The following is a 17,937-nucleotide window of genomic DNA, read 5'->3' on the forward strand; positions in this document are numbered from 1 at the left end:
GTCGCGCTCGGCCTGGGCGCGCAGCGCCTCGGCGGCGCTGGCGTCGTGGCGCGCCTGGTCGCGGACGGCCTCGGCGTGCTGCGCCCGTTCGTCGGCGGCGGTGGCCTGCCGCTGCGCCTGCTCGGCGCGCTGGCGGGCATCGTCGGCCTCGGCGCGGGCGTCGCGGGTCTGCTCGCGGGAGCGCGCCGCGTCGGCCGCCGCCGCCTCGGCGTCATCGCGGGCCTCGTCGCGTTCGGTCTGCGCCGCCGCGATCTCGGCGGCGGCCTCCGCGCGGGCCTGGGCGAGCTGCCGCTGCACACCCACCGGGGACAACTCGGCGTGCAGCGACTCGGTCAACGTCTCGACGATCTGGTCGAGCCGGTCCACCGCCTCCCAGGTGCGGGCCACCTGCCCGGGCAGACCGGGGGCGTTGCGGTGCCGCATCCGGCTGTTGCGGGAGGCGCGCTGGCAGGCGCCGTCGTTGTCGCGGCAGTAGCGAAACGGTCGGCCCGCGCCGACACGCTGCGGCACCGGCCGTCCACAGTGGGCGCAGGGGCGGGTCTCGGTGGTGCTGGGCTGGGCGTCCATCGAGGGCGAAGTCTAGTGCCGGGCGGTCAGCTCGTCGCCCGGGCCGTCGCGTCCAGGGTGTAGCGGCGTTGCAGCAGCAGCGCCGCGAGCATCGCCACCGCCGGCAGCAACCCGAAGCCGTAGCGGACCGCCGCGAGGGCGGCGTCCGGCTGCACCGGCGACTCACCTGCCGTCGAGGCCACGAAACCACCCACGGCCAGGCACAGCGCGTACGCGTACGGGCCCAACGCCGCGCCGGTGGCCTCGGTGGCCGTCCACACCCCGGTGTAGGTGCCGGCGCCGGTGGGTGCCCCGTCGGTGGTGCTGGCGGCGCGGATCACGTCCGGCAGCATCGAGAACGGCAGCAACTGCATGCCGGCGAACGCCACCCCGAGCACCGCCACCGCGGCGACCAGCACCGGCAGACCGGCCGGGCGGCCCACCGCCAGCACCAGCGAGCCGGCCGCGAACGCGCCCTGCGCGCCGAGCAGCGCCCGTTGCTTGCCGACGCGTCGGGCCACCACCAGCCAGGCCGGGGTGACCAGCAGCGCCGGCGCCACGAAGGCGGCCACCAGCACCGTGGTCAGCCGGGGCGCGCGCAGCTCGTACTCGGCGTAGTAGGGCACCCCGGCGAGCACCAGGTGGGTGGTGGTGGACATTGCCAGGTACGCGGCGACCAGCCACCGGAACTGCGGGTCCCGCAGCGCCGTGCGCAGGGCCCGCCACCCGCCGTGCCCGGACGCGGCGGTGGTCGGCGCGGACCCGCGCAGCCGGGCGATGCCGGCGACACCGACGAGCATGGCCACCAGCATCCCCACGGCGAGGACCACGCCCATGCGCTGGTAGCCGCCCCGCGTCGCGGCGTCGCCGCCGGTGAGCAGCGGGGCCAGCAGCCCGGAGATCAGGATGCCCACTGTCAGCACGACCATCCGGAACGCCATCAGCCGGGTGCGTTCGTGGTAGCCGATGCGCAGGTCGGCGGGGGTGGCCAGGTAGGGGACCTGGTAGGCGGCGAAGAGCAGGTTGCCGGCGATGAAGAACACCGCGACCCATGCCGCGGCCGGCGCGCCGGTCAGGCCGCCGGGCACGGCGAAGAGCGCGGCGAACGCGAGCGGCAGGGCGCAGCCGAGCAGCAGCAGGCGACGACGGTCGCCGCGTCGGGTCTGCTCCACGTCGGCGCGGTGCCCCACCCACGGGTGCAGCAGCACGTCGGCGATCTTCGGCAGCAACAGCGCCAGGCCGGCCAGCCACGGCCCGACGGCCAGCACGTCGGTGAGGAAGTAGAGCAGCAGCAGCCCGGGCACCGTCACCCAGATGCCCATGCCGAGCGAGCCGGCGGCGAAGCCGGCAAGGGGGCCGCGCGGCAGCGTCGCGTCGGTGGCGGCCGCGGGCCGCCGGTCCAGCCCGGTCATCGCCGCATCCTCTCCGCAATCCAACGGTTGCTGGATTCTAGGGGCAGAATGGCGACCATGACCATGCCCCGCCGCCGCCCGGGTCGGCCCCGCCGCGACGAGACCCGGCCGACCCGCGAGGTGGTGCTCACCGCGGCGACCGCGCTCTTCGCGCAGCGGGGCTTCGACGCCGTCGGGCTGCGGGAGGTCGCCGCCGCCGCCGGGGTCGACGTCGCCACGGTCGCGCACCACACGGGTACGAAGGCGGCCCTCTACGACGCGTGCTTCGCCCGGGTGTTCGCCGCCGAGCGGGACGTGCTGACCGAGGCCGCCGAGCAGGCCAGCGCCGCTCTCGACGCGGGTCCGGACGCCGCGCGGCGGGCCCTGCACGAGCTGGTCGACGTCTTCGTGGACTTCCTCGAGGACCGCCCCGAGACCACCGCGCTGTGGCTGCGCCGCTGGTTGGAACCGCAGCGGCACGCCGAGCTCGACCAGCGCTACGCCGACCCGTTGTACCGGCTGGTCGCGGAGCTGCTCACCGCCGCCGCGGCGACCGGCGCCCTAGCCGAGCCGACTCCGCACATCACCGTGCGGAGTCTGGTGTGGGCGACGCACGGGCACGTGGTGGCGCTGGCCGCGGGCGCTCCCGGCGCTCGGGAACGGCGCGAGTTCCGGGCGTTCGTGCACCGCCTGCTCGACGGACTGTACGGATCACCGCCCCCTTGACGGACCACCGCCGCGCGACGATTATCCATCCGACGTTGGATTAATGGGGGCGGCAATGGGCGTACCACAGCGGGTGGCGGTGATCGGCGCCGGCGCCGCCGGGCTCGCCGCGGTCAAGGCACTACGCGACGCCGACGTGCCGACTGTCGGCTTCGAGGCCGCCGAGCAGGTCGGCGGCCTCTGGGTGTACGGGGCTCCCGACTCGCCCGCGTACCGCACGCTGCACCTCAACACCAGCCGTGGCCGCACCCAGTTCGCCGACCACCCGATGCCCACCGACTGGCCCGACTACCCCGACCACAGTCGCGTCGCCGGTTACCTCGCCGACTACGCCACGCGCTTCGGGCTGGCCGACACCATCCGACTGCGCCACACCGTCGAGCGGGTCACCCAGAATCCCACCGGCACCTGGTCGGTGGCCGCCAGCGGCCCGACCGGCCCGGTCGAGGTCACCGTCGACGCCGTGGTGGTCGCCAACGGGCACAACCGGGTGCCCCGTCTGCCCGACCCCGGCTACCCCGGCGCCTGCACCGCCGAGCAGATCCACAGCCACGACTACCGGGGCCCGGAGCAGTTGGCCGGCAGGCGGGTCCTGGTCGTCGGCGGCGGCAACTCCGCGATGGACATCGCCGTCGACGCGTCGTACGCCGCCACCCGCACCCTGCTGTCGCTGCGCCGGGGCGTCTGGGTGGTGCCGAAGTACCTGCTGGGCCGCCCCTCGGACACCCTCAACGGGGCGCTGGCCCGCCGGCTGCCGTGGCGTCTGCGCCAACGCATCAGCCAGACGATGCTGAGCGCCACCGTCGGCAACCCCGCCCGCTACGGGCTGCCCGCGCCGACGCACGGCTTCCTCCAGGACCATCCGACGCTCTCCGACGGGTTGCTGTCGCGACTGACCCACGGCGACGTCGAGGCCCGACCCGGCGTCGCCGCCCTCGACGGCGACCGGGTGGAGTTCACCGACGGCCGCAGCGACAGCGTCGACCTGATCATCTGGTGCACCGGTTACCGGGTGGACGTCCCGTTCCTCGACCCGGCGCTGCTCGCCGGGGGCGCCGACACCCTGCCGTTGTACCGACACGTGTTCCACCCCGACGCCCCCGGGTTGAGCTTCGTCGGGTTGATGCAGTCCACCGGGTCCGCGTTCCCGCTGGTCGAGGCGCAGGCCAAGCTGATCGCGGCGCACCTGGCCGGCCGGTACGCGTTGCCGGACCCGGAGCGGCAGCGCGCCGCCTGCCGGGCCGAACTGCGGGCCGCGACCGCCCGCTGGGGTCAGCGCCGCCCGGCGATGCGTGTGGACTTCGACGTGTACCTGGCCGAGCTGGCCCGGGAGTTGACCGCCGGGACCCGCCGCGCCCGCTCCGGCGCGGCCTCCTCGGTGGGGGCGCCCCGGTGAGCGGTCGATCCCTGGCCGGTCGACGGGTGCTGGTCACCGGGGCGAGCGGGACGTTCGGCCGTCACCTCGGCGCCGCGCTGAGCGCGGGCGGCGCCCGGGTGGTGGGGCTCGACCTGCACGCCCACCCCGACGCCGACGTGCCGGTGCTCGGCTGCGACCTGACCGACCCGGACGCCGTACCGGCGGCGGTGTCGGCCGCCGTCGACCGGCTCGGCGGGCTCGACCTACTGATCAACAACGCCGGGGTCGGAGGCCCCGCGCCGGCCGAGTTGCCGCCCGACGAGGTGGTCCGCCGGCAACTGGAGGTCAACCTGCTCGCCGCGTGGCGCACCACCGCCGCCGCGCTGCCCCCGCTGCTCACCGCACGCGGACGGGTGATCTTCGTGGCCAGCCGGATGGCGGTGCTGCCCCTTCCGCTCGCCGCAGCGTACGGGGTGAGCAAACGGGCAGTGGTCGCGTACGCCGACGCGCTGCGCCACGAGGTGGGCACCCACGTCGGGGTGAGCGTCGTCTACCCGAGCATGGTCGCCTCCCCGATCCACGACAGCACCGCCGAGGCCGGGCTGTCCCTGCGGGGGGTGTCCCGCCCCGAGCCCGTCGAAGGGGTGGTCGCGGCGATCCTGCGGACCGCCACCGCCCGGCGGGCGCCCCGCGACGTAGCGACCACCGCACGTGGGCGGCTGGAGATGGCCGTCGGCCGGCACGCGCCCGCGCTGGCCGACCGGCTGGTACGGCGTACCCTCGCCGCCCGGCTCGCCGCCGGTGACCTGGACGCCGCGCCGCTGGCCGCCGGGATGCTCGGCCGCCACCGGGGACGCTGACCGCCCGGGGTCAGGGCGTGGCGACGGCTGCGCGGGAGCGGTCGGCGGCGATGCGCACGGCCAGCGCCGCGAGCGCGGTGCCGGTCACCCACCGCTGTACCCGCAGCCACACCGGCCGGCGGGCGAAGAACCCCGCGAGGGCGCCGGCGCTGAACACGATCAACGCGTTCACGCTCAGCGCGACGGCGATCTGGGTCAGCCCGAGCAGCAGGCTCTGCGTCGCCACGTGCCCCCGCGTCGGGTCGATGAACTGCGGTAGCAGCGACACGTAGAGGATCGCGATCTTCGGGTTCAGCAGGTTGGTGACCAGGCCCATGGTGAACAGCCGCCGGGGCGGGTCCGGCGGCAGCGGCGCGGGCGTGAACGGCGAGTGCCCACCCGGACGCAGCGTCCGCCAGGCCAGCCAGAGCAGGTAGCCGGCGCCGGCCAGCTTCACCACCGCGTACAGCGTGGGCACCAGGACGAAGACGGTTGCCAGGCCGGCGACCGCCGCCGCCAGGTAGACGCCGAAGCCGGCGGCCACCCCGAGCAGCGAGACCAGCCCGGCCCTGCGGCCCTGCGCCACCGAACGGGACACCAGGTAGACCATGTTCGGGCCGGGCGTGAGCACCAGCCCCAACGCCACCAACGCGATGCCCAGCAGTGCACCAGTACTCACCACGATGCTTCCCCCGTCCGATGGATCCCACACCGACCGTAATCGGGATGAACGTCCCGACCCAGGGCCACCTGACGGGCCGTGGCCTGCGATCCTGGGTGATCCGCTCGTGTTCGGGGCCCGGCGGGAATGCTCACCGTCGCGGGCGCGCTGACCCCTGGCAAGTGCGTGTCGCCGGCCGGAGGCGGCGCGTTACGGTGGCCAGGGAGGTGCCGCACGGTGACCGAGGCGTGGGAAGCGTCCGTGGAGGCGAAGATCCGGGGAGCCGTTCAGCGCGGCGAGTTCGACGACCTGCCCGGCATGGGCAAGCCGATCCCCGGTCGTGGGGCGCCGTATGACGAGTCGTGGTGGATCAAGAGCTTCCTGGAGCGCGAGGCGCTCCCCAGTGACCTGCTCCTGCCCACCTCGCTACAACTGCGCCGACGGGTCGAGCAGGTCCCCGACGAGGTCCGTGACCTGCCCACCGAGCAGTCCGTGCGCGACTTCGTGGGGCAGTTGAACGCGCAGATCGTGGCGTGGCTGCGCAACCCCGACGACGGCCCCCGGGTCGCGGTGCGCCCGGTGAACACCGAGGACGTGGTCCGCCGTTGGCGCGCCGAACGTGCCCGCCCCAAGGTCACCTCGACCGTCACCGAACCGGCGACCGCCGTCGCGCCGTCGCGCCGTCGCCGCCGCAGCTGGTGGCCGCTGTGGCGTCGCCGTCGGGGCTGACCCGCGGGCCACGGCCACGGCAGACTGTGCCGATGCTCATCGAATCGCGGACACCCGGCACGCCCTCGACGCCGGGTGTCGCGCTGCGCCCCTGGTGCGCCGACGACCTGGATGATCTGGTGGACGCGTACCGGGATCCGGTTCTGCGCCGTTGGACCAGAGTTCCGGTGACCAACGCCGCCGAGGCCGGGCGGTGGCTGGACGGCGCGCTGCGGGACTGGGCCGACGGCCGGCGGTACACCTTCGCCGTCCTCGACGAGCAGGCCGACGGCGCTCGGCTGGTGGGCAACGTGGTGCTCAAGGGGGTCACGCCGGAGCGGTCGGCGCCGGAGGTGGGCTACTGGACGGCGTCGTGGGCACGTGGTCGCGGCGTCGCCCCGCGCGCGGTCACCGCGCTGAGCCGCTGGGCGTTCGACAGGTTTCCCGGGCTGACACGTCTCGACCTGCTGCACCAGGTGGACAACGTGGCGTCCTGCCGGGTGGCGCAGAAGTGCGGCTTCGTTTTTGAGGAGGTGTTGCCGGCCCGGCCGCCCTTCCCACTCGACGGTCACCGGCACGCCCTGCACGCCTGAGGCGTGTTTCGTTACGTCGGCGGTCGGGTGAGTTTGGCGGCCACGGCGTCGAGGACCCAGTCCAGGCCGGTCGCGAAGGATTCCTCGGCGTCCACCTCCGTGCCGTCGTGCACGGCCTTGCTCAGCGCCGGGAAGCGACCCGTGGCCAGCATTTTCATCACGTGCGGGCCGGAGGCGCGCTGCCAGTCGCGCTTGGACAGGCCGGTGGCGCGTTCGGCCCGCAGGTTCGCGATCTCGTGCCTGATCGCGCCGGTGACGTAGGCGCTGACGGTTCCCACGGCACGCAGGACGGTGTCGATGTCGGCGAGGCCGTCGAGGGCGGCCAGCGTGGCCTCGGTCACGGCGAGGCCGTTCGGGCCCAGGGTCGGGCGGCCGCCGAGCAGGTCGACCAGCCAAACGTGGCGCAGGGCGGCCTGCCTGGTGCGGTGGGCGAGGACGCGCAGCGCCTCCCGCCAGTCACCGGGCTGCTCCGGGGGGAGAATCTCGGCGTGGACCTCGTCCACCATGAGGTCGAACAGCTCGTCCTTGCTGGAGATGTATCCGTACAGCCGCATCGGGCCGGCGTTCAGCCGGGCGGCGACCTTGCGCACCGACACCGCCTCCAGCCCGCCCTCGTCGGCCAGCGCGAGGGCGGCGGCGATGATCTGCTCCCGGTCGAGCGGCACGGGGGGATTCGGCGGCGTCGGCCGGTCCCACACAGTCATGGTCACTCCCTGCTGTTGCGATGCATTGTAGGGGGGCGATACGGTGTATCGCCATGAGACATCGTATCGCTGTGGTCGGGGGCGGCCCGGCGGGCCTGACCTTTGCCCGTGTCCTGCACGGCCACGGCCACCCCGTCGTCGTCCTCGAACGCGATCCCGGGCCCGACTCCCGCCCTCCGGGCGGCACGCTGGACCTGCACGAGGGGCTGGGTCAGCTGGCACTGGACAAGGCGGGGCTGCTGGCCGAGTTCCGGGCGCTGTCTCGTCCCGAGGGGCAGGCCATGCGCATCCTGGACGCTGCCGGGACCGTTCTGCGCGACTGGCGACCCGGTCCGGATGAGCGGGCCAATCCGGAGATCGACCGGGGGCAACTCCGTGACCTGCTGCTCGACTCTCTCGACGTGCGGTGGGGACGAGAGGTGACGCAGGTGGTGCCGGGGTCCGAGGATGGCGTACGTGTTCATTTCGCGGACGGGCGGCAGGAGACGTTCGATCTCGTGGTGGGCGCGGACGGCGCCTGGTCCCGGGTCCGCCCGGCGGTCTCGCCGGTGACGCCGCAGTACACCGGCGTCACATCGGTCGAGACCTCCCTCGACGACATCGACACCCGCCACCCTGACCTCGCCCGGTTGGTCGGCGACGGTTCGGTGGCCGCGTACGGCGTGAACCGATCTCTCGTCGCCCAACGCAACAGCGGCGGTCACGTCAAGGTGTACGGCAGGCTCCGCGCGCCGCTGGACTGGCACGCGGACCTGGACCTGACCGACGTCGAGGCCGCGCGAAAGGGCCTTCTGGCCCTGTTCGACGGCTGGGCCGCTCCCGTCCTCGACCTGCTCGGCCACGGCACCACCTTCGTCCACCGCCCGATCCATGTCCTGCCCGAATCCCACACCTGGGCCCACGTCCGCGGGGTGACGCTACTGGGCGACGCCGCCCACCTGATGCCACCGTTGGGGGCGGGCGCGAACCTCGCGATGCTGGACGGTGCCGAACTCGCGGAGGCCATCGCCGCCGACCCGGAAGATCTGGACGAGGCCGTGCGCGCCTTCGAGGAGCGGATGTGGGCACGGGCCGGCCGGTGGGCGAAGATCACGACGGCCGGTCTGGAACGCCTCGTGAGCCCGGACCCCGCCGAAGCACTCGCCCTCTTCGACCAGGTCCAACCATCCTGATCGCCAGAAGCCCCGGTCGCTCAGATTGACGATCTGCGCGAGGCCCAGCGGCCACCGGTTGCCCACCAGGCGGCGTCAGTCCACTCTGGCGCGCCAACTCCAGGAGGTGCGCCTTGCCCGGCCGGGCAGCTCACCGCGGCCGGTCATCCACAGCAGCACCTCGGGTGCCGTCCCGGCCGGTGCGTCCGGGAAGAGCCGCCGCAGCACCAGCGCGCTCAGTCGCTGCGGCGGTTGCCACGGCACAGCGAGGCCGAGGGTGACGTCGTGGGTGTGCAGCACGGTCTCGGCCACGCCCATCGCGGCGAAACCGGCCGGATCGCACGGACCCCAGTGCCAGGCCCGCGTGTCCGGCGGGGCGGCGTCGACGGCGGCGGCGAGCAGACCGGCGCAGGCGCGCACCACGGTGAGCACCTGCGCCGGGCTCGCGTCGGGGGAGACCCGCAGGTCGTACGGCAGATAGCCGTCATCCGGACGGCCGGTGACCTGGCCCGCGTACGCGAGGAGGTCGTGCGCGACGTGCGCCGCGGTGGTCCAGCAGCTCCAGCTCAGCGAGCCGGCCGGCACCGACCAGTCGCGTTCCCCGTGCGGCAGCAACACCCGGGTCATCTCGTCGGCCGCCTCCAGCAGGTCGGCGCCGGTCACCGCCGACATTCGCCAACCCGCCGGGCAGCACCGGGCGCGAAAATCCCGCCATGGGTAAAGAGGGTCGAGGCATGCAAGAATCCATCTTCGCATATGAGGGGAGGCGAGCCGAGTGTTGCCCAACCAGGTGGTGGACACGACGGTGCTGCCTCCGGCGGAACGGTTCGCGTTCTGGTATGCCCTGGTCGCGCAGGAGACGGCACCAGCGCACATCAGCAGCGGCCACCTGGACAACTTCGTCGCCTACGTCCAGGCCATCGATCTCGGTCGCATTCGGATGACCTCGCTGCGCTACCCGTCCCTGGAGGCGATCCGGCCCGCGAAACTGGTTCGCAGCGCCGAAGGGGACGTGTACCAGCTCACGCTACCGCTGACCGGTCACAGCACCCTGATCCATGACCGCACCGAGTCCACGCTGGAACCCGGCAAGCACTTCACGCTCCTGGACCCCGCGCGGCGGCACGTCGCCCGGCACCGCGCCGACGGCGCCGGTCTCGCCACCACGATCACCGTGCAGATACCGCACGCGGCGCTGCCCCTGGCGCCGGACCGGCTCCGCCGCCTGCTGGCCACGCCTTTGCCGTCGCACCTCGGCGTCGGCGGGCTGTTGGCCCACCACCTACGCAGCATCGCCGCGCACCCGGAGCAGTTCGAGCCGGCCCAGGCCGAGATCCTGGGCGGTGTGGCGGTGGACCTGCTCACTGCCGCGCTCGCCCAGTACCTCGACGTCGAGGACACCCTGTCACCGGAGGCGCGGCACACCGCACTGCGGGCCCGGGTCGTCGATTTCATCGACCGTCACCTCGACACTGACGAGCTCAGCCCTCGCAGCGTCGCCACCGCCCACCACATCTCGCTGCGGTCGCTGCACCGCCTGTTCGAGGCGGAGGCGACGACGGTTGCCGAACTCATCCGCGCCAAGCGACTGGAGCAGTGCCGGCGTGATCTCGGCAACCCGCTGCTGCGGCAGCCGATCCAGGCCGTCGCCGCCCGTTGGGGCTTCTCGGACAAGGCCCACTTCAGCCGCCTCTTCCGCGCCCACTACGGATTTTCACCGCAGGAGTACCGGACGGCCGTCACCCGCCAGGATCGGTGACCCGACCGCTACCGTCGGCGGTCGGTCGGATCGTCGGCGACGAAATCACGGACAGCGGCGCGGATGCTCTCGCCGTACGGGTCGTCAGGTAGCCGCACCAGGTGTTCGCGGGCCCGGTCGAGGTGCTCCCGGGCCAGCCTGACGTTGCCGAGGCGTCGGTGGCAGTCGGCCAGGTTGAGGTACAGCGACGGCAGGAACGCCTGGACCTGGAGTGAGAACAGATACCGCTGGGCGCGTTCGTCGGTCAGGTCGGCCACAGCGGCCAGGGCACGTTCGTCCCAGCTCAGCTCCGCCTCGGTGGTGTCCTGCAGGTCGGCGAGGTAGTGCGCCAGGGTGCAGCGGTGCAGGGCGTCACCGGTGGGGCCGAGCTCGTCCCACAACGCGGTGAGCAGCGCACGGGCCTGGGCATGCGCACCGCCCTGGCCGATCTGCACGGCCTCGATGATGCGGGTCATGGTCGGGTCGACGGTCGGTTGGTCGGTCATGTCGCCGATGTTCGGGCCTCGACCCGGTCGAGGGTCAAATGCAACAGGCGTCGGGAATCTCCGGGCCACTGCTCAAATATTGCGCGGTGAGTGTGCCCCGGGATCGGCGACGCCGATGCGTGGGCCTCGACCCGGCGGAGGGTCACCTCGCCGTGGCGGGTGCGGCAGCGGCAAGCCCGACGAGGTGTCCTTCCGGGTCGGTGAAGAAGCCGACAAGCAACGTGCCGTCGGGGTTGGGGTGGGGCCCCGACACCCGGGTGCCGCCGAGGCTCTCGGCCCGCCGCAACGCCGCCTCCACGTCGGGTACGCCGACGTAGAACAGCGTCCGATGCGGATAGTCGGCGCCACCGCCGACGCCGCCCGGGATTCCGCCGTTGTCGGGCTGGACGAACCCGTAGTGCCCCGGCGCGGAAACCGCCTCGGCGGCGTCGCTCGCGACATCGAAGCGCCAGTCGAAGAGGTCGCCGTAGTAGCTGCGCAACCGCTGCGGGTCGGTACCGATGATCTCGAAGTGCACCACTGGCATTCCCATGACCGTGCTCCCTCCGGCGTCAACCTGTCTGCCGAGACGGTAACCCTCGTGGTTGTTTAAAACAACCACGAGGGAGTGATTAACATGTAAGCGAGCAGTGGGAAAGGAGCGCCGACATGCCAACCAGTCGCACCTACGGTGACGCCTGCGGGATCGCCCGAGCCCTTGACGTCGTCGGGGAACGCTGGGCGCTGCTCGTCGTCCGCGAACTCCTCCTCGGGCCCCAGCGCTTCTCCGACCTGCGCCGGGCACTGCCCGGGGTCAGCTCCAACCTGCTCACCGACCGGCTGCGCGAACTGGAAGGCCACGGCGTGGTGCGCCAGCGCCGGCTGCCGCCCCCCGCCGCCTCGGTGGTGTACGACCTCACCGAGGACGGACGCGAGCTGGAACCGATCGTGCTGGCTCTTGGCGGCTGGGGTCTACGCGTACCCCTGCCGTCGGCTCCGGCCCACCTCAGCGTGACCTCGGTGCTGCTGTTTCTGCGCGGTTCACTACGGCCGAGTCCACAGGAGCCGCCGGCCACCTACCGGTTCGAGCTCGCCGACCAGGGGTGGACCATCCACACCCAGGACGGTCGGGTGCACATCGAACCTGGCGAACCAGCCCATTCGCACGCCGGCCTGCGTAGCGACCCCGCGACACTCAACGCCCTGCTCGACGGCTCGACCTCCCTGGCCGCCGCTCGCGCCACCGGCGCGATCGCCCTCACCGGGGACGAGGCCGTGTTGCGCCGGTTCCTGGATTCCGGTCGACGGCGAGAATCCTGAGGTCGTCGCGCTGACGATGAGCCCGGCTCATCGGGTGGCGACGATGGCCTCGAGCACCGAGCGGGCCGAGGTCGGGCGGCGGCCGATCAGAGTCGACAACGTCGGGTCGGTGACGGCGAACTCTCCGCGTCGCGCGGCGTGGTAAAGGCCGAGGGTGAAGTCGGCGGCTGCCGCGGGCATGCCCTGCGCGACGGCAGTGGCCTTCCAATCCTCGTCACCGACGACCACTCGGGTGACGGCGCGGCCCGTGATGTCGGTCAGAATGCCGGCCACCGCCTCGAGGTCGAGTGCCTCCGCTGCGGTCAGCGCCGGCGTGATGCCGTCGAGCAGGCCCTCCTCGGTTAGCGCGATGGCGGCGGCCTCGGCCAGGTCGGCGTGCGCTGTCCAGGACACCGGGCCGTCCGCCGGCGCCACGAGTTGCCCGGTCTCCAGCGCCGAACCGATGGAGAAGCTGAGCGTGCTCGCGTAGAACCCGTTGCGCAGGGCGGTGAAGGGAACCCCCAGTCCAGCAAGGTGTTCCTCGGTCGCGGCGTGCGTGGGCTGGGCGGCGAAGAGCGAGTCCCGGGAGGCGGCCTGGTGGCTGGTGTACAGGATTCGTTTGGCGCCCGCAGCGTGTGCGGCGTCGATGGCGGCGCGGTTCGCGACGAGCGCGCCGGGGCCGCGGATGGCGGCGGACACGATGAGGACCTTGTCGGCGCCCTCGAAGGCGTGCTCCAGCGTGGCCGGGTCGGTGAAGTCCCCGGCGCGCACCCGCACACCGCGCTCGGCGAGGCCGGCTGCCCTATCGACGTCGCGCACGCTCACGCCCACGGCGTCGGGTGGCAGCCGGTCGAGCAGCCGGTCGACGATCTGAGACCCGAGCTGACCACTGGCACCGGTGACGACGATCATGATGAACACTCCTTGTTATCGGCGTTACGCCGATGACGTTAGCACCGATAATTCGCCGCTAACAAGGCGCTGTTAACATCGGTTCATGGTGACGACGCAGGACACCCGCGACGACGTCCGTGCGGGTATCGTCGCGGCAGCGACCCAACTGCTGCGCGAGAAGGGCGCGAACGCGGTGACGACGCGCGCGGTCGCCCAGGCCGCCGGCGTGCAGGCACCGACCATCTATCGCCTGTTCGGCGACAAGGACGGCCTCATCGACGCCGTCGCCGAGCACGTCATGGCCACCTACGTCAGCGGCAAATCGGTCGCAGCGGACGGCGCGACGGGCGACCCGGTCACGGACCTGCGCGCCGGATGGCGCGCGCACGTGGAGTTCGGCCTGAAAAACCCCGAGTTGTACGCGCTACTCGCCACCCGGGGGAGCGGCGCACCCTCGCCGGCGACGGTCGCCGGCCTCGACGTGCTACGTCGCCGCGTCCGACGACTCGCCGCGGCCGGCCTCCTGCGGGTCGACGAGGAACGCGCGCTCCTGATGATCCACTCCGCAGGCAACGGAACAATCCTCACCCTGCTGGGAATGCCCGCCGACCAGCGCGACCTCGGCCTGGGCGAGGCCATGCTGGACGCCGTGCTCACCAGCATCCTGACGACAACTCCGGCGACACCCGACACGACCACGAACACGGTCGCGGTGACCTTCGCGACGGTGCTGCCCGACCTCCCGGGGCTCACCGACGCCGAGCGCGCGCTGATGGCCGAGTGGCTGCACCGATCGCTGACCCACCCGAAGCCGTGATCACCAGGCGAGGAAACAACTCGACGGGATCACGCTGGGGGATATAGCTTGCAGGTGACCGCGACACCGCCCGAGGAGGTGAGACCCATGAACGTTGAAGCGATGTGGGTGCTCCCCCTTGCCGTCACGGTCGGGCGATTGACGTAGGTGTCGCCGGGAGCGCCTTGCCAACACGGCACTCCCGAGAGGCAACACCCATGCGATTCACCGCCGAACCATCGTCGACCGACGCGGTAGAGCGCGACTCCACCGTCAGCGCCCGCCCGTCGTCGTCGGCCTCCAACACCGATCGCGTGCCCCGCACGTACGACGTGATCATCGCCGGCTGCGGGCCGACCGGGGCGATGCTCGCCGCCGAACTACGACTACACGACGTACGGGTACTCGTTCTGGAGAAGGAAACCGAGCCGGCGTCGGCCGTCCGCATCGTCGGCCTGCACATCCGCAGTCTCGAACTGATGGCGATGCGCGGACTGCTGGAACGCATCCTCCCGCACGGGCGGAAGCGGCCGGCCGGCGCCTACTTCGCCGCCATCGCCAAACCCGCGCCGCCGGGCCTGGATTCCCGGTACGCCTATCTGCTGGGCATCCCGCAGCCGGTCATCGAACGTCTGCTCGAAGAACACGCCGTCGAACAGGGCGCGCAGGTGCGGCGCGGTTGCGCGGTCGCCGGCTTCGAGCAGGACGACGAAGGCGTGAGCGTCGAGCTGGCCGACGGGGAACGGCTGCGGTCGCGCTATCTCGTCGGCTGCGACGGCGCACGCAGCACGGTACGCAAACTGCTCGGCGTCGGCTTCCCCGGCGAGCCTGCCCGGACCGAGAGCCTGATGGGCGAGATGGAAGTGGGCGTACCGCAGGAGGAGGTCGCCGTCACGGTGGCCGCGATCCGCGAGACCCATCAGCGATTCTGGCTGCGGCCCGCGGGCGTGGGGGTCTACAGCGTCCTGGTGCCCGCCGCCGGGGTCAGCGACCGGGCCGAACCGCCCACTCTCGAGGTTTTCAAACAACAGTTGCGCGCCATCGCCGGGACCGATTTTGGCGTGCACTCACCGCGCTGGCTGTCCCGCTTCGGGGACGCCACCCGGCTCGCCGACAGCTACCGGGTCGGACGGGTGCTGCTGGCCGGCGACGCGGCACACATCCATCCGCCCATCGGCGGGCAGGGCCTCAACCTGGGCATTCAGGACGCCTTCAACCTCGGCTGGAAACTCGCCGCGCAGATCCACGGCTGGGCGCCGGAAACCCTGCTGGACACCTACCAGACCGAACGCCGTCCGGTCGCGGAGGCGGTGCTGGACAACACCCGAGCCCAGACGGAGCTGTTGTCCACCGAACCGGGTGCACAGGCCGTGCGAAGGCTGCTGACCGAGTTGATGGACTTCGACGAGGTGAACCTCCATCTGCTGGAGAAGATCACCGCCACTGGCATCCGCTACGACTTCGGCGCAGGTCCCGACCTGCTCGGCCGCCGCCTGCGCGACATCGACGTGAAACAGGGCAACCTCTACGATCTGCTGCACCGCGGCCGCGGCCTGCTGCTGGATCGCACCGAACGCCTGACCGTCGACGGCTGGTCAGACCGGGTAGATCACCTCGCGGATTCCACTGCGGCACTGGACGCTCCATCCGTCCTGCTGCGCCCCGACGGCCACGTCGCCTGGATCGGCGACGACCAGCAGGGCCTGGACGACCATCTCTCCCGCTGGTTCGGCAAGCCCGCCCACTGACCGGTCCGGCGGCCTGGGCGGCGCCGCACAGGTTCGAGTGACGCTTTCGGCCGTGCTCAACCGGCGCTCACCGGGCTTCAACGCCGTGATCCGCGCAACGTCGCTGTTCCTGCCGCTCCTCGCGATGCGAGACAGCAACATCCGCGACGGTGCGCGGATCACGGGCCGCCCGTGTCCGGCACTGGGTCAATCGCGTGGTGGCCCGTTGGTGCTGGCAGACTTGTCGCATGACAGGTCTGACCGCCGACCTCGTGGTCGATGGTCGTGACCCGCGGACCCCGGCGCTCGCCCCGAACGGACGTCTGCTCTGCCACGTCCTCACTCCCACCAGTCGAACCGGTGACCACCTCGACACCGAACTCTGGCTCGTCCACATCGATGGCGCCGTCGCGGCACGCCGGGCGACCGCCGACACCGCAACCGAGTCCCGGCCACGCTGGTCGGCCGACTCGGAGACGCTGTTCTTCCTGTCCGACCGCGCCGACCGCGGCACCCCGCAACTGCACGGGCTCACCCTCGCCGACGGCACGATGACCACGGTGACCAGCTGGCGCGCCGGCGTCATCGACCACCTCCCGCTCGCCGACTCCACAATGGTCGCTCTGCTCGCCGAGGACGAACCCACCGAGCAGGATGAGCGCCGCGCCCGGGATCGCGACGACACCATTGTCGTCGGCGAACGCGAACCGCGTGCCCGGTTGCGCCTGCTCGACCTGCGTACCGGCCGGGTCACCACCCCGAACGTGTTCGGTGACCGGCACATCGTGGAACTGCGGCAACGCCCCGACGGTGGCCCGCTCGCCGTGCTGACCTGGGCCAGCGCCGACAACGACCACGGCCCGCGCACCGGCGAACTGCACCTGTTCGACCCCACGACCGGGACCGCGCAGAACCTCGGACCGGTGGGGGCCGACGCACAATCTCTGGCCTGGTGGCCGGGCGAGGACGGTTGGCACCTCGGTTACCTCGCGCTCACCCCACCGGTCCTACAGGCCGGCACCGCCGTGTTCGACCTGGCCGTGGGCAGCCGCGTCCTGCGCAACCGCACCGCTGGCCTCTCGATGTGCCCGACTGAACTCTGCCAGACCGCAGCGGCCCCGTTTGTCGTGTTCGCCGACGGCCTGAACACGACAGTGGCCCGGCTCGACCCCACCGATCTCGCGACCCTGTCGCATCACCCCGGACGCCTCGACAACCTCACCACCACCCCTACCGGCGAGACGATCGCGGTGCTCACCGGCACCCGCTACCACACCCCGAACGTTCACATCGGACCGCCAACCGGGCCGCTGCGAAGAATCACCAACACCCGCCCGGAACTCGACGGCATCGCACTCGGCACGCAACAACCGCTGGCCTACCGCGCCGCCGACGGCCTCGACCTGGACGGCCTGCTGGTGCTGCCGATCGGAAAAACCGCATCGGAAGGCCCGTTTCCGCTGGTCACGATCGTGCACGGCGGCCCGTACGACCGCTACGCCGACCGTTGCCAGTTGTTCTGGTTCCCCAGCGCGCAGTGGCTGGCCGCCGCCGGCTACGCCGTGTTGCTGCCCAACCCGCGCGGCGGCCAGGGTCATGGCCACCAGTTCGCCGCCAGCGTCGCCGGCCGGGTCGGCCAGCAGGAGTGGACCGACATCCTGACCGGCATCGACCTGCTCATCGCCGAGGGCATCGCCGACCCCGACCGGCTGGGCATCGCGGGCTGGAGCCACGGCGGCTTCATGTCCGCCTGGGCCATCGGCCAGACCGACCGCTTCCGCGCCGCGCTGGTCGGCGCTGGCGTCATCGACTGGGGCATGCTCGCCGCGACCGGGGAGAACGGCCAGTTCGAAGCCGCGCTCGGCGGCAGCACCGGCTGGTCCGGCATCGGGCCACACCCACACGACGCGGTCAGCCCGATCTCCTTCGCCAGCCACATCCGCACTCCGGTGCTTCTCCTGCACGGCGCCGAGGACACCAACGTTCCCCTCGGACAGGCCGTGTACCTCCACCGGGCGCTGCGCAACTTCGACGTCGAGCACGAGTTCGTGATCTACCCGAGAGAGGGCCACTCGATCCGGGAACGCAATCACCAGATCGACGTCCTGCGCCGCACCCGCGCCTGGTTCGATCGTTGGCTCCAGCCCCGACCGGAGTCCGTGGTCCAGAAGCCGTCGCTTCCCAACCTGAGCTGACGTCAAGGCCCCAGACAGAGCTCATACCGATGCCCCGCGCCCACCTGACAGCATTACTGGATTTCCAATAACGATAATCCGTTAATTACGTGCCACAAAAGGGGCAGAACGTGCGTGCATCATAATG

18 protein-coding genes and 1 pseudogene are annotated in these 17,937 nt (G+C 72.0%); 11 read left to right on the top strand and 8 right to left on the bottom strand.

Going from position 1 to position 17,937, the window contains the following annotated elements; translation table 11 throughout:
* Both KBX71_RS23030 and KBX71_RS23035 read right to left on the bottom strand, forming a co-directional pair.
* Positions 1-567 (bottom strand): annotated as a pseudogene (locus tag KBX71_RS23030) (hypothetical protein); the annotation flags it as partial.
* Between the two features lie 26 nt (positions 568-593).
* Positions 594-1,958, bottom strand: a complete 1,365-nt coding sequence (locus tag KBX71_RS23035; RefSeq protein ID WP_210820002.1) for an MFS transporter — start codon at positions 1,956-1,958, stop codon at positions 594-596.
* A 57-nt stretch (positions 1,959-2,015) separates the two neighbouring features.
* Here KBX71_RS23035 and KBX71_RS23040 point away from each other — a divergent pair, with 57 nt between their 5' ends.
* Genes KBX71_RS23040 through KBX71_RS23050 form a run of 3 tightly spaced genes read left to right on the top strand, consistent with a single transcriptional unit; the run spans position 2,016 to position 4,880 of the window.
* Positions 2,016-2,663 (top strand): TetR/AcrR family transcriptional regulator, encoded by a 648-nt coding sequence (locus KBX71_RS23040; protein ID WP_247683982.1) that lies wholly within the window; start codon positions 2,016-2,018, stop codon positions 2,661-2,663.
* 55 nt (positions 2,664-2,718) lie between these two features.
* Positions 2,719-4,059 (top strand): NAD(P)/FAD-dependent oxidoreductase, encoded by a 1,341-nt coding sequence (locus tag KBX71_RS23045; protein ID WP_210820003.1) that lies wholly within the window; start codon positions 2,719-2,721, stop codon positions 4,057-4,059.
* Positions 4,056-4,880, top strand: coding sequence for an SDR family oxidoreductase (locus KBX71_RS23050; protein WP_210820004.1), 825 nt, complete (start codon positions 4,056-4,058; stop codon positions 4,878-4,880). The genes KBX71_RS23045 and KBX71_RS23050 overlap by 4 nt, the downstream gene beginning before the upstream one ends.
* Before the next feature lie 10 nt (positions 4,881-4,890).
* Here the strand turns inward: KBX71_RS23050 and KBX71_RS23055 are convergent, their stop codons facing one another.
* The gene (locus KBX71_RS23055) at positions 4,891-5,541 is read right to left on the bottom strand and encodes a LysE family translocator (protein WP_210820005.1); all 651 of its coding nucleotides are present in this window, start codon (positions 5,539-5,541) and stop codon (positions 4,891-4,893) included.
* A 216-nt stretch (positions 5,542-5,757) separates the two neighbouring features.
* Here KBX71_RS23055 and KBX71_RS23060 point away from each other — a divergent pair, with 216 nt between their 5' ends.
* Together KBX71_RS23060 and KBX71_RS23065 are read left to right on the top strand one after the other, a co-directional pair.
* Positions 5,758-6,249: a DUF1992 domain-containing protein gene (locus KBX71_RS23060; protein WP_210820006.1), complete on the top strand. Its 492-nt coding sequence runs from the start codon at positions 5,758-5,760 to the stop codon at positions 6,247-6,249.
* 32 nt (positions 6,250-6,281) lie between these two features.
* A complete protein-coding gene (locus tag KBX71_RS23065; RefSeq protein WP_210820007.1) occupies positions 6,282-6,821 on the top strand; it encodes a GNAT family N-acetyltransferase in 540 nt (179 codons plus the stop codon).
* Positions 6,822-6,832: 11 nt separating this feature from the next.
* Here the strand turns inward: KBX71_RS23065 and KBX71_RS23070 are convergent, their stop codons facing one another.
* Positions 6,833-7,525 (bottom strand): TetR/AcrR family transcriptional regulator, encoded by a 693-nt coding sequence (locus KBX71_RS23070; protein WP_210820008.1) that lies wholly within the window; start codon positions 7,523-7,525, stop codon positions 6,833-6,835.
* Positions 7,526-7,578: 53 nt separating this feature from the next.
* Between KBX71_RS23070 and KBX71_RS23075 the strand changes: the two genes are divergently transcribed.
* Positions 7,579-8,697 (top strand): NAD(P)/FAD-dependent oxidoreductase, encoded by a 1,119-nt coding sequence (locus KBX71_RS23075; RefSeq protein WP_210820009.1) that lies wholly within the window; start codon positions 7,579-7,581, stop codon positions 8,695-8,697.
* 75 nt (positions 8,698-8,772) lie between these two features.
* Here KBX71_RS23075 and KBX71_RS23080 read toward each other — a convergent pair whose 3' ends face one another.
* Complete coding sequence (locus tag KBX71_RS23080) at positions 8,773-9,348, bottom strand: maleylpyruvate isomerase N-terminal domain-containing protein (protein ID WP_210820010.1); 576 nt, start codon at positions 9,346-9,348, stop codon at positions 8,773-8,775.
* Between the two features lie 103 nt (positions 9,349-9,451).
* Between KBX71_RS23080 and KBX71_RS23085 the strand changes: the two genes are divergently transcribed.
* Positions 9,452-10,435, top strand: a complete 984-nt coding sequence (locus KBX71_RS23085; RefSeq protein WP_210820011.1) for a helix-turn-helix domain-containing protein — start codon at positions 9,452-9,454, stop codon at positions 10,433-10,435.
* An 8-nt stretch (positions 10,436-10,443) separates the two neighbouring features.
* Here the strand turns inward: KBX71_RS23085 and KBX71_RS23090 are convergent, their stop codons facing one another.
* Entirely contained in the window at positions 10,444-10,920 is a 477-nt protein-coding gene (locus KBX71_RS23090) for a hypothetical protein (RefSeq protein ID WP_210820012.1), read from the bottom strand.
* 142 nt (positions 10,921-11,062) lie between these two features.
* On the bottom strand, positions 11,063-11,452 hold the full coding sequence (locus tag KBX71_RS23095; RefSeq protein ID WP_210820013.1) for a VOC family protein: 390 nt from the start codon (positions 11,450-11,452) through the stop codon (positions 11,063-11,065).
* A 116-nt stretch (positions 11,453-11,568) separates the two neighbouring features.
* Between KBX71_RS23095 and KBX71_RS23100 the strand changes: the two genes are divergently transcribed.
* Positions 11,569-12,219 (top strand): helix-turn-helix domain-containing protein, encoded by a 651-nt coding sequence (locus KBX71_RS23100; RefSeq protein WP_210820014.1) that lies wholly within the window; start codon positions 11,569-11,571, stop codon positions 12,217-12,219.
* A gap of 27 nt (positions 12,220-12,246) precedes the next feature.
* Here the strand turns inward: KBX71_RS23100 and KBX71_RS23105 are convergent, their stop codons facing one another.
* Positions 12,247-13,110 (bottom strand): NAD(P)H-binding protein, encoded by an 864-nt coding sequence (locus tag KBX71_RS23105; protein ID WP_210820015.1) that lies wholly within the window; start codon positions 13,108-13,110, stop codon positions 12,247-12,249.
* A gap of 85 nt (positions 13,111-13,195) precedes the next feature.
* On the opposite strand from KBX71_RS23105, the gene KBX71_RS23110 reads away from it, so the two are divergent.
* The 3 genes from KBX71_RS23110 to KBX71_RS23120 all read left to right on the top strand — a co-directional run bounded on the left by KBX71_RS23110 (position 13,196) and on the right by KBX71_RS23120 (position 17,810).
* A complete protein-coding gene (locus KBX71_RS23110; RefSeq protein WP_210820016.1) occupies positions 13,196-13,909 on the top strand; it encodes a TetR/AcrR family transcriptional regulator in 714 nt (237 codons plus the stop codon).
* A 344-nt stretch (positions 13,910-14,253) separates the two neighbouring features.
* A complete protein-coding gene (locus KBX71_RS23115; protein ID WP_247683992.1) occupies positions 14,254-15,636 on the top strand; it encodes an FAD-dependent monooxygenase in 1,383 nt (460 codons plus the stop codon).
* Between the two features lie 227 nt (positions 15,637-15,863).
* Positions 15,864-17,810: a prolyl oligopeptidase family serine peptidase gene (locus KBX71_RS23120; RefSeq protein WP_210820018.1), complete on the top strand. Its 1,947-nt coding sequence runs from the start codon at positions 15,864-15,866 to the stop codon at positions 17,808-17,810.
* Positions 17,811-17,937: the final 127 nt, after the last annotated feature.

This window comes from Micromonospora sp. D93 (genome assembly GCF_018070365.1).
Lineage (GTDB): Bacteria > Actinomycetota > Actinomycetes > Mycobacteriales > Micromonosporaceae > Micromonospora > Micromonospora ureilytica.

What these genes read in the sequence shown, in the direction of transcription:
- KBX71_RS23035 (WP_210820002.1), bottom strand. Translation starts at nt 1,958, where the DNA reads ATGACCGGGCTGGACCGGCGGCCCGCGGCCGCCACCGACGCGACGCTG.
- KBX71_RS23040 (WP_247683982.1), top strand. Translation starts at nt 2,016, where the DNA reads ATGACCATGCCCCGCCGCCGCCCGGGTCGGCCCCGCCGCGACGAGACC.
- KBX71_RS23045 (WP_210820003.1), top strand. Translation starts at nt 2,719, where the DNA reads ATGGGCGTACCACAGCGGGTGGCGGTGATCGGCGCCGGCGCCGCCGGG.
- KBX71_RS23065 (WP_210820007.1), top strand. Translation starts at nt 6,282, where the DNA reads ATGCTCATCGAATCGCGGACACCCGGCACGCCCTCGACGCCGGGTGTC.
- KBX71_RS23070 (WP_210820008.1), bottom strand. Translation starts at nt 7,525, where the DNA reads ATGACTGTGTGGGACCGGCCGACGCCGCCGAATCCCCCCGTGCCGCTC.
- KBX71_RS23075 (WP_210820009.1), top strand. Translation starts at nt 7,579, where the DNA reads ATGAGACATCGTATCGCTGTGGTCGGGGGCGGCCCGGCGGGCCTGACC.
- KBX71_RS23080 (WP_210820010.1), bottom strand. Translation starts at nt 9,348, where the DNA reads ATGTCGGCGGTGACCGGCGCCGACCTGCTGGAGGCGGCCGACGAGATG.
- KBX71_RS23090 (WP_210820012.1), bottom strand. Translation starts at nt 10,920, where the DNA reads ATGACCGACCAACCGACCGTCGACCCGACCATGACCCGCATCATCGAG.
- KBX71_RS23095 (WP_210820013.1), bottom strand. Translation starts at nt 11,452, where the DNA reads ATGGGAATGCCAGTGGTGCACTTCGAGATCATCGGTACCGACCCGCAG.
- KBX71_RS23100 (WP_210820014.1), top strand. Translation starts at nt 11,569, where the DNA reads ATGCCAACCAGTCGCACCTACGGTGACGCCTGCGGGATCGCCCGAGCC.
- KBX71_RS23105 (WP_210820015.1), bottom strand. Translation starts at nt 13,110, where the DNA reads ATGATCGTCGTCACCGGTGCCAGTGGTCAGCTCGGGTCTCAGATCGTC.
- KBX71_RS23110 (WP_210820016.1), top strand. Translation starts at nt 13,196, where the DNA reads ATGGTGACGACGCAGGACACCCGCGACGACGTCCGTGCGGGTATCGTC.
- KBX71_RS23115 (WP_247683992.1), top strand. Translation starts at nt 14,254, where the DNA reads ATGCTCGCCGCCGAACTACGACTACACGACGTACGGGTACTCGTTCTG.
- KBX71_RS23120 (WP_210820018.1), top strand. Translation starts at nt 15,864, where the DNA reads ATGACAGGTCTGACCGCCGACCTCGTGGTCGATGGTCGTGACCCGCGG.